The organism is Escherichia sp. KCJ4928 (assembly GCF_004352695.1).
In the GTDB taxonomy this organism is placed as follows: Bacteria; Pseudomonadota; Gammaproteobacteria; order Enterobacterales; family Enterobacteriaceae; genus ECMA0423.
This window is the reverse complement of record NZ_SJWV01000179.1, coordinates 1-8,138: the sequence shown is the minus strand read 5'-3', so window position 1 is coordinate 8,138 and position 8,138 is coordinate 1. Positions and strand designations below refer to the sequence as shown.

The 8,138-nt window shown below is 49.0% G+C and carries 9 protein-coding genes; 2 read left to right on the top strand and 7 right to left on the bottom strand.

What is annotated here, in order from left to right:
- Window positions 1-146 precede the first annotated feature (146 nt).
- Together E0D98_RS19275 and mgrB are read right to left on the bottom strand one after the other, a co-directional pair.
- Entirely contained in the window at window positions 147-434 is a 288-nt protein-coding gene (locus E0D98_RS19275; RefSeq protein WP_001006865.1) for a YebO family protein, read from the bottom strand.
- A 74-nt stretch (window positions 435-508) separates the two neighbouring features.
- The gene (gene mgrB, locus E0D98_RS19270) at window positions 509-652 is read right to left on the bottom strand and encodes a PhoP/PhoQ regulator MgrB (protein ID WP_000714550.1); all 144 of its coding nucleotides are present in this window, start codon (window positions 650-652) and stop codon (window positions 509-511) included.
- Between the two features lie 158 nt (window positions 653-810).
- On the opposite strand from mgrB, the gene E0D98_RS19265 reads away from it, so the two are divergent.
- Complete coding sequence (locus E0D98_RS19265) at window positions 811-1,050, top strand: YobH family protein (protein ID WP_001211011.1); 240 nt, start codon at window positions 811-813, stop codon at window positions 1,048-1,050.
- A 142-nt stretch (window positions 1,051-1,192) separates the two neighbouring features.
- Here the strand turns inward: E0D98_RS19265 and kdgR are convergent, their stop codons facing one another.
- Window positions 1,193-1,984 (bottom strand): DNA-binding transcriptional regulator KdgR, encoded by a 792-nt coding sequence (gene kdgR / locus E0D98_RS19260; protein ID WP_001262174.1) that lies wholly within the window; start codon window positions 1,982-1,984, stop codon window positions 1,193-1,195.
- A gap of 176 nt (window positions 1,985-2,160) precedes the next feature.
- Here kdgR and E0D98_RS19255 point away from each other — a divergent pair, with 176 nt between their 5' ends.
- A complete protein-coding gene (locus E0D98_RS19255; RefSeq protein WP_001127216.1) occupies window positions 2,161-3,534 on the top strand; it encodes an MFS transporter in 1,374 nt (457 codons plus the stop codon).
- 45 nt (window positions 3,535-3,579) lie between these two features.
- Here E0D98_RS19255 and htpX read toward each other — a convergent pair whose 3' ends face one another.
- The 4 genes from htpX to msrC form a co-directional block, all read right to left on the bottom strand.
- The gene (gene htpX, locus E0D98_RS19250) at window positions 3,580-4,461 is read right to left on the bottom strand and encodes a protease HtpX (protein ID WP_000984517.1); all 882 of its coding nucleotides are present in this window, start codon (window positions 4,459-4,461) and stop codon (window positions 3,580-3,582) included.
- Window positions 4,462-4,652: 191 nt separating this feature from the next.
- The gene (gene prc / locus E0D98_RS19245; protein ID WP_001315679.1) at window positions 4,653-6,701 is read right to left on the bottom strand and encodes a carboxy terminal-processing peptidase; all 2,049 of its coding nucleotides are present in this window, start codon (window positions 6,699-6,701) and stop codon (window positions 4,653-4,655) included.
- 19 nt (window positions 6,702-6,720) lie between these two features.
- The gene (gene proQ / locus E0D98_RS19240; protein WP_000431370.1) at window positions 6,721-7,419 is read right to left on the bottom strand and encodes an RNA chaperone ProQ; all 699 of its coding nucleotides are present in this window, start codon (window positions 7,417-7,419) and stop codon (window positions 6,721-6,723) included.
- A 96-nt stretch (window positions 7,420-7,515) separates the two neighbouring features.
- Window positions 7,516-8,013 carry an L-methionine (R)-S-oxide reductase gene (msrC, locus tag E0D98_RS19235; protein ID WP_001043882.1) on the bottom strand — a complete coding sequence of 166 codons (498 nt, stop codon included), beginning with the start codon at window positions 8,011-8,013 and terminating at the stop codon, window positions 7,516-7,518.
- Window positions 8,014-8,138: the final 125 nt, after the last annotated feature.

The window sequence follows — 8,138 nt, the reverse complement described above, 5'->3', positions numbered from 1 at the left end:
TATCCCGTTACGCAAATAAATAATATGATAATTATTTGAAGTCAGACCAGAGTTTTAATTTGAAGCAGTTGCACCATGATAGTGCGTATAATCAGGATGAATTGAGTAACCCTTCAACGACGGGGTTACTCAAGATTGAGGAAGGATTATCGTTCGGCGACCAGACGAATAATATCGTCGTCTTCAACCGATTTTTGACTCTCAACGGTCTTTTTATCTGCTTTCTCTGGTTCGTTTGCTTCGCACAAACGACGTAACAGTGCATTTTGACGTTTTTGCTGATCCAGCAACGCCTCAAGCAGTTCAATCTGTTCGTTAGTCCGAGAACTGGCACGATTAATAAAAAACCACAAGATGAGCCCGATAAGAAGAACCACCACCGATACAACCAAAGACGCAATGTTCATCACGCCTGAATTTACAACTTCGTTCATTTCACCACCTCTGAGTAGAGGCGCTATTCTACCACTGCTGGAGAGGAAGAAAATCTAGTGCTGAAAAAATGATATCACCACGGGATAAACTGGTTAATGGCACAAATTCCGCTGAAAAATTGTACATCCTGATCGCACATCATGTTGAATACCTGCGCCCAAAGCAGCAAGCAAGCCAACACCACGACAACCAGAACGACCCATCGAAACTTTTTCACTCCAATCTCCGTTTCACCTACCTTATGTCATTAAACTAGCATGCGTTAGTTAAACAGCGCCTAACTATGTCGATATTCGTGCTTTTTCGGAATGAGTCGCTTGCTTCAGCGCATATTGCCGCTACGATTAAGCGAACATAAAAAGAGAAGAGGTTGTAATGCGATTCATCATTCGCACAGTTATGCTGATAGCACTGGTATGGATAGGATTATTACTCAGCGGATATGGCGTTTTGATTGGAAGCAAAGAGAATGCCGCAGGATTAGGTTTGCAATGTACCTATCTGACTGCCAGAGGCACCAGCACGGTACAATACTTGCACACTAAAAGTGGTTTCTTGGGGATAACAGATTGCCCACTGTTACGTAAAAGCAATATCGTGGTCGATAATGGTTAAGGGTAATAAATAACCAGATTCTCACTCATGAGTAAAATATTCTTATAGCAAGCGCGTTTAATATAACGCACCTTCAACTTTATTTTTCTCATGCTAAATAAAGAACCTGTCTGTTTGATATTCCGACAGGTTCTTACTCTCATCAGAACGGATAGTCGTGATAACCCATTTGGGCAGAAATTTTGCGCGCTGCGGTATGCAACATTGCGACATATTCCTGTAAACGCTCTTCAGAGAAACGCAACGTCGGGAAGGAGATGCTCAAACCGGCAATGACCACGCCAAAGCGATCAAATACCGGTACCGCAATGCATCGCAGCCCTTCTTCCTGCTCTTCGTTATCTTCGCCATACCCCTGCTCGCGCACCTGGTCCAGAACGGGTAATAACGCTTCTGTACTGGTGATGGTCCGCTCGGTACTGCGTTTATACTCCACGCCCTCAAGAATTTGCTTCACTTCATCGAGATCGCGCCATGCCAGCAGTACCTTACCAATCGCGGTGCTGTACAGCGGATTACGACGCCCAATCCGTGAATACATGCGCAAATTGTACATAGAGTCAATTTTGTGAATGTAAACAATACTGTCTTCGTCCAGTGCGCCGAGGTGGATAGTTTCTTTGGTCAGGCGGGAGATCTCACGCATCTGGATATCTGCGCTACGAATTAAATCGACGTTTTGTAACGCGCGAGCGCCCAGTTCAAACAATTTCAGGGTCAGGGAATATTTCTCCGACTCCCCTTCCTGCGCCACATAACCTAAGGTTTTCATGGTCTGTAAAAAGCGATAAACGGTGCTTTTTGACATCATGACGCGCTGCGACAGCTCGGTTATCCCTATTTCGCGCTCTTCACCCAGCGCCTGCAAAATGCCAAAAACTTTTAGCACGGAAGATACAGAATCAGGCTGTTTATCCAGATCTGCGTTAGCCATTTATCACCTCATTGCGAGTGTTTTATAAAAATCAGAACTGTTTTTTATTATAATTTCGCACCAGGGTGGTCGCAATCCATCTTTTGCCGGTTAGTTACAATTCTGCGACATCCACCGTGAATATCAGTGCTAGAATCATACCCCTGTTGATTATTCACCAAAGATATAAAATTCCTATGCCAAAAGTTCAGGCCGACGGCCTGCCATTGCCCCAGCGATACGGTGCGATATTAACCATTGTGATTGGCATTTCGATGGCTGTCCTTGACGGCGCAATCGCCAACGTCGCCCTGCCAACAATCGCCACGGACCTTCATGCCACGCCAGCCAGTTCCATCTGGGTAGTGAACGCCTATCAAATCGCCATTGTCATCTCCCTGCTCTCGTTTTCGTTTCTGGGCGATATGTTTGGCTATCGACGTATTTATAAATGCGGTCTGGTCGTTTTTCTGTTGTCTTCACTGTTCTGCGCCCTTTCTGATTCGCTGCAAATGCTCACCCTTGCGCGTGTCATACAAGGTTTCGGCGGTGCAGCGTTGATGAGCGTTAATACCGCACTTATCCGCCTGATCTATCCACAACGTTTTCTGGGGAGAGGGATGGGCATAAACTCGTTTATTGTTGCCGTCTCTTCTGCTGCCGGGCCGACAATTGCTGCAGCAATCCTCTCCATCGCATCCTGGAAATGGTTATTTTTAATCAACGTACCGTTAGGTATTATCGCCCTGCTTCTGGCGATGCGTTTTCTGCCACCCAATGGTTCTCGCGCCAGTAAACCCCGTTTCGACCTGCCCAGCGCCGTGATGAACGCGTTAACCTTCGGCCTGCTTATCACTGCGTTGAGTGGTTTCGCTCAGGGGCAATCGCTGACGTTAATTGCTGCGGAACTGGTGGTAATGGTTGTTGTTGGTATTTTCTTTATTCGCCGCCAGCTTTCTCTTCCCGTACCGCTGCTACCGGTGGATTTACTGCGTATCCCGCTGTTTTCACTTTCTATTTGCACATCTGTTTGCTCTTTCTGCGCACAAATGCTGGCAATGGTTTCCCTGCCCTTTTACCTGCAAACCGTGCTCGGGCGTAGTGAAGTCGAAACAGGTTTACTTCTGACACCGTGGCCGTTAGCAACGATGGTGATGGCTCCGCTGGCAGGCTATTTGATTGAACGCGTACATGCAGGATTGCTGGGTGCTTTAGGGTTGTTCATCATGGCTGCGGGGCTTTTTTCCCTGGTTCTGCTGCCCGCGTCACCTGCGGATATCAATATTATCTGGCCGATGATCTTATGTGGCGCTGGATTTGGCTTATTCCAGTCACCCAATAACCACACCATTATTACCTCCGCTCCTCGCGAACGTAGCGGTGGAGCCAGTGGCATGTTAGGAACGGCTCGTCTACTGGGTCAGAGTAGCGGCGCGGCACTGGTGGCGCTGATGCTAAATCAGTTCGGTGATAATGGTACGCACGTTTCGCTGATGGCTGCGGCTATTCTGGCAGTGATTGCTGCCTGTGTCAGTGGTTTACGTATCACTCAGCCACGATCCAGGGCATAAAAAAAGCGCGTCGATCAGGACGCGCTTTTTAGTATTTACTTCATATTACTTCAGGTATTCACCCGTACGCAGAGCTTCAATTCGTTTATCCAGCGGCGGGTGAGTCATGAACAACTCACTGAGCGATTTCGACTTACCGTTAATGCAGAAAGCCATCATGCTGGTTGCTTCTTGCGGTTCATAGCTGGTTTTCAGGCGCTGCAGCGCGGCAATCATTTTCTCGCGACCAACCAGTTTTGCCGAACCGGCATCAGCATGGAATTCACGATGACGCGAGAACCACATGGTGATAATGCTCGCCAGAATACCAAACACCAGTTCCAGAACCGTTGCAACCGCAAAGTAGATCAGCGGGTTGCCGTTGCTCTCTTCACCTTCATCACGATTTCCGCCCATAAAACCCGCGGCAAGCTGCGCCAGAATACGGGAAATAAAGATAACGAAGGTGTTCACCACGCCCTGAATCAGCGTCATGGTGACCATATCACCATTGGCGATGTGGCTGATTTCGTGAGCAATTACCGCCTCGGCTTCATCCGGGCTCATGTTCTGCAGCAAACCGGTGCTGACAGCAACCAGAGAGGCATCACGGCGCGCACCGGTTGCAAAAGCGTTGATGTCCGGCGCATGGTAGATAGCCACTTGCGGCATAGCGATCCCTGCCTGACGAGCCTGGGTTGCTACAGTATTAACCAGCCAACGTTCCCTTTCGTTACGCGGTTGCTCGATCACTTCCCCGCCAACAGATCGTAATGCCATCCATTTGGACATCAGAAGCGAAACGAAGGAACCACCAAAACCGAACAGCAAGGCCATGATCATCAGCCCCTGAACGCTGCTCGACTGTATCCCTGTCAGGCTCAGTACCAGCCCGAAAACGACCATTACGGCCAGGTTCGTTAGCAGGAAGAGCGCGATTCGCATCATAATTTTCTTTTTACCTCAGTTTAACAAAACGCAATATGCGATACCCACATCGTATGGGTTACGCGACTATTTTCAAGTCTGGATAGTGCGTAAGTCACCAGAAAGACACAACTTTACATTTTGTAGCATCTGATTTACGGCATCTTGCCGCTGTTAAAAAATCAGGCACAATTTCTTGTGCCTGATTGATATTACTTGACGGGAGCGGGTTGTTCCGCGGGTCTGGCTTTTTCAAGCTTCGCCAGATCGAGTGCGATATTCACCGTCTCATCCAGATAAGGATCCGGCTCCTGGTAATCTTTCGGTAGATCATCCAGCTTCTTCAACTCCGGTTTACCTTCGCGTTTAAAGCGTTCGTTCAAACGCGCCAGACGCGTCGCATCATCTTCATTATTCTCTTTCTCACGCACAGCGTAGTTCAGAGAAACGATATTGCGCTTGTCCTTCATAGCGTTGAAGCGCGCGATATCCTTCATGATGTTCTGGAACTCAGGATCTTTCGCGATACGCGCATTATGTTCCTTCAGCAGCTCCGGCCCAAAGGCCGTTAAATCGCCTGATTTCACATAAGTCGCGGCATCAATGCTATCCCACGGCAGCGCGTTATCTTCGAATTTCTCACCCGTTTCCGTTTCTTCATTACCCGTCGGCATGATGATGTCTGGCGTTACGCCTTTACGTTGCGTACTGCCGCCGTTAACGCGATAGAATTTCTGGATCGTGTACTGCACAGAACCCAGCGCTGGCCATTCAGGACGTAACATCTGATCGTAAATACGGTTCAATGAACGGTATTGCTGAACGGTGCCTTTACCAAACGTCGGTTCACCCACAACCAGCGCACGACCGTAATCCTGCATTGCCGCGGCAAAGATTTCTGAAGCCGAAGCACTGAAACGGTCAACCAGTACCACCAGCGGGCCTTTATAGAACACCTGCCCGTCGGTATCGCTGTCTTCACGAACCTTGCCGTTGTTATCGCGGACCTGAACAATGGGACCCGCAGGAATAAACAGACCTGAGAGCGATACCGCTTCGGTCAACGCCCCACCGCCATTGCTACGCAGGTCGATGATCACACTGCTGACATTCTGTTTTTCCAGTTTCTGCAGTTGAACTTTGACATCGTCTGTCAAACCCACATAGAAGCCCGGAATATCCAGCACGCCGACTTTCTCTTTACCGACGGTCTTCACCGACATTTTAACCGCGCGGTCTTCGAGACGAATACGTTCACGGGTCAATGTTACAGTGCGGGTCTTGGTCCCTTTACCAGCAGGTAAAATTTCCAGACGAACTTTACTGCCCTTCGGCCCTTTAATTAAGGCAACCACATCATCAAGACGCCAGCCAATCACGTCAACCATCGGCTTGCCTGTTTGACCAACACCGACAATTTTGTCACCAACGCTGATAGCTTTACTCTTCGCTGCCGGACCACCTGCCACCATCGAATTGATAACGGTGTAGTCATCATCCATTTGCAGCACTGCGCCAATACCTTCCAGCGACAAACTCATTTCAGTGTTGAACTGTTCGGTATTACGCGGGGAAAGATAGTTGGTATGCGGGTCGATTTCACGCGCAAACGCCGTCATTGCCAGCGAGAAAACATCTTCGCTGTTGGTTTGCGCCAGACGACGAATGGCAAATTTGTAGCGGCGTGTCAGGGTTTCACGAATTTCTTTATCCGTTTTTCCTGCCAGCTTCAGGCTTAACTCGTCGAATTTGACTTTACTGTCCCACAGCGCGTTCAACTCAGCCTCGTTTTTCGGCCAGGGCGCTTTGCTGCGGTCAAGGTTATAAGTGTCGTTGCCGGTGAAATCCATCGGCTTTTCCAGTACCGACAAAGCGTACTGGTAACGCTCAAAACGGCGCTTTTGCGCCAGATTGTAGAGATCGTAGAAAACGTCGAGTTTGCCTGAACGCAGTTCATCGCCTAACTCGGTTTTCTTTTTCGCGAACTGTTCAACATCGCTTGCCAGCAGCACGTTGTGGCTGTAATCGAGCAGATTCAGGTAGCGGTCAAAGATTTTGGCCGAAAATGCCTGATCGAGGTCGAACTGGCGATAATGAGAACGGGTGAAGCGCGACGTTACGCGCTCACTTACCGTCGCATGCTGCGTCTCTTCCTTTAATACCGGAATTTGATCAGCACGCGTGATATCTTCTACAGCGAAGGTCTGGCCTGCTATTGCAAGCAGGCCAGCTAACGCGGTAAGCCTAAAAAACATGTTCATGCCTGGCCCGGCCTCCGTTTCAGAACACCAGGTGTTCTGCGCGCACAATCAAAGACATACCCGAATTCAGCTGGACGCGGACGCCGTCTTTGGTGATTTCTAATACGGTGGCATCCATCGCGTTTTGACCCGCTTTCACCTTCAGAGCTTGTCCGACAGTCAGAGCTGAAATGTCAGAAACCGGGGTGTGCTGTTCTTCGCGAGGTGCTTTTACTGTTTTTGGCGCTTTCTCTACCGGCTTTTGCGCACGAGGTTTACGTTCAGCGCCTTCTTTGCGGCGTGGCGTGGTCGGACGTGGCTTGCGTTCGCGGCGCGGTGCGTCTTCTTTCTCACCAGCAGCTGCGGCAGCTTCGCGTTTTTTCGCTTGCTGTTCAGCACGCTGTGCCTGAACACGCGCTTTCGCTTCTTCAAGCTGCTTGCGAGCATGCTCTACATGTTGCTCGTCCAGCTCACCGCATGGGTTGCCGTCAAGATCGACACGCGTTGCGCCGGGTTTAACACCGTAAAGATAACGCCAGCTCGAAGTGTAGAGACGTAAAGCGGATCGTAATTGCGTTTTGCTCAGGTTCATTTCCCCGGCAACACGATCGACCAAATCCTGAAAAATACCGATTTTCAGCGGACGCGCTTCACCTTCCGCACTGAAACAGTGGGGAAAACGTTCGGCCAGAAACGCGATTACTTCTTTACTGCTATTCAACTTAGGTTGATTTTCCATGAAATTTCCTGATTACAACGGACGTAGCCAACAAGCGCAGGCATGAACAGGCGTCATTATAATGACGCTACCAGTAAATGCTACGTTATCCGTTGATTATCCTGCGACGCTCGCAAAGAATTTTTTGTAATCCGTCGTTGCAAGCACTTTTTCAAGCTGTGCCACAAGCTGACGTAAGCCTTGCTCGTCCTCGTCTGTAAAGCGACCGAAGACGGTACTATCGATGTCGAGAACACCAATAATCTGATTTTTCACCACCAGCGGCAGAACAATTTCAGAATTACTCGCCGCATCACAGGCAATATGCCCGTCAAACGCGTGAACATCCTCGATACGCTGCACTTGATTGCGGGCAACCGCAGTGCCGCACACCCCGCGCCCGACGGGTATCCGGACACAGGCAATTTTGCCCTGAAATGGTCCGAGTACCAGTGTATCGTCCTCAAGCAAATAAAAACCTGCCCAGTTTACGTCAGTGAGACGCTCGTATAACAACGCACTGGTGTTCGCAAGCGTTGCCAGAAAACTGGTTTCTCCTGCCATCAGCGCGTTAAAGTCGCGATTTAAATCCGCGTAAAATTCTGTTTTGTTCATTATATAATCACTTGGTTGTCTTACCTGGAACTGCCAGCCTATTAAAATAAGCATTAAATGCGTTAATGCTCAAGATCATTCCCATCATGGGTTAATATTAATGTTAATTCTTATTACATCTGGCA

What these genes read in the sequence shown, in the direction of transcription:
- E0D98_RS19275 (WP_001006865.1), bottom strand. Translation starts at nt 434, where the DNA reads ATGAACGAAGTTGTAAATTCAGGCGTGATGAACATTGCGTCTTTGGTT.
- E0D98_RS19265 (WP_001211011.1), top strand. Translation starts at nt 811, where the DNA reads ATGCGATTCATCATTCGCACAGTTATGCTGATAGCACTGGTATGGATA.
- kdgR (WP_001262174.1), bottom strand. Translation starts at nt 1,984, where the DNA reads ATGGCTAACGCAGATCTGGATAAACAGCCTGATTCTGTATCTTCCGTG.
- E0D98_RS19255 (WP_001127216.1), top strand. Translation starts at nt 2,161, where the DNA reads ATGCCAAAAGTTCAGGCCGACGGCCTGCCATTGCCCCAGCGATACGGT.
- htpX (WP_000984517.1), bottom strand. Translation starts at nt 4,461, where the DNA reads ATGATGCGAATCGCGCTCTTCCTGCTAACGAACCTGGCCGTAATGGTC.
- prc (WP_001315679.1), bottom strand. Translation starts at nt 6,701, where the DNA reads ATGAACATGTTTTTTAGGCTTACCGCGTTAGCTGGCCTGCTTGCAATA.
- proQ (WP_000431370.1), bottom strand. Translation starts at nt 7,419, where the DNA reads ATGGAAAATCAACCTAAGTTGAATAGCAGTAAAGAAGTAATCGCGTTT.
- msrC (WP_001043882.1), bottom strand. Translation starts at nt 8,013, where the DNA reads ATGAACAAAACAGAATTTTACGCGGATTTAAATCGCGACTTTAACGCG.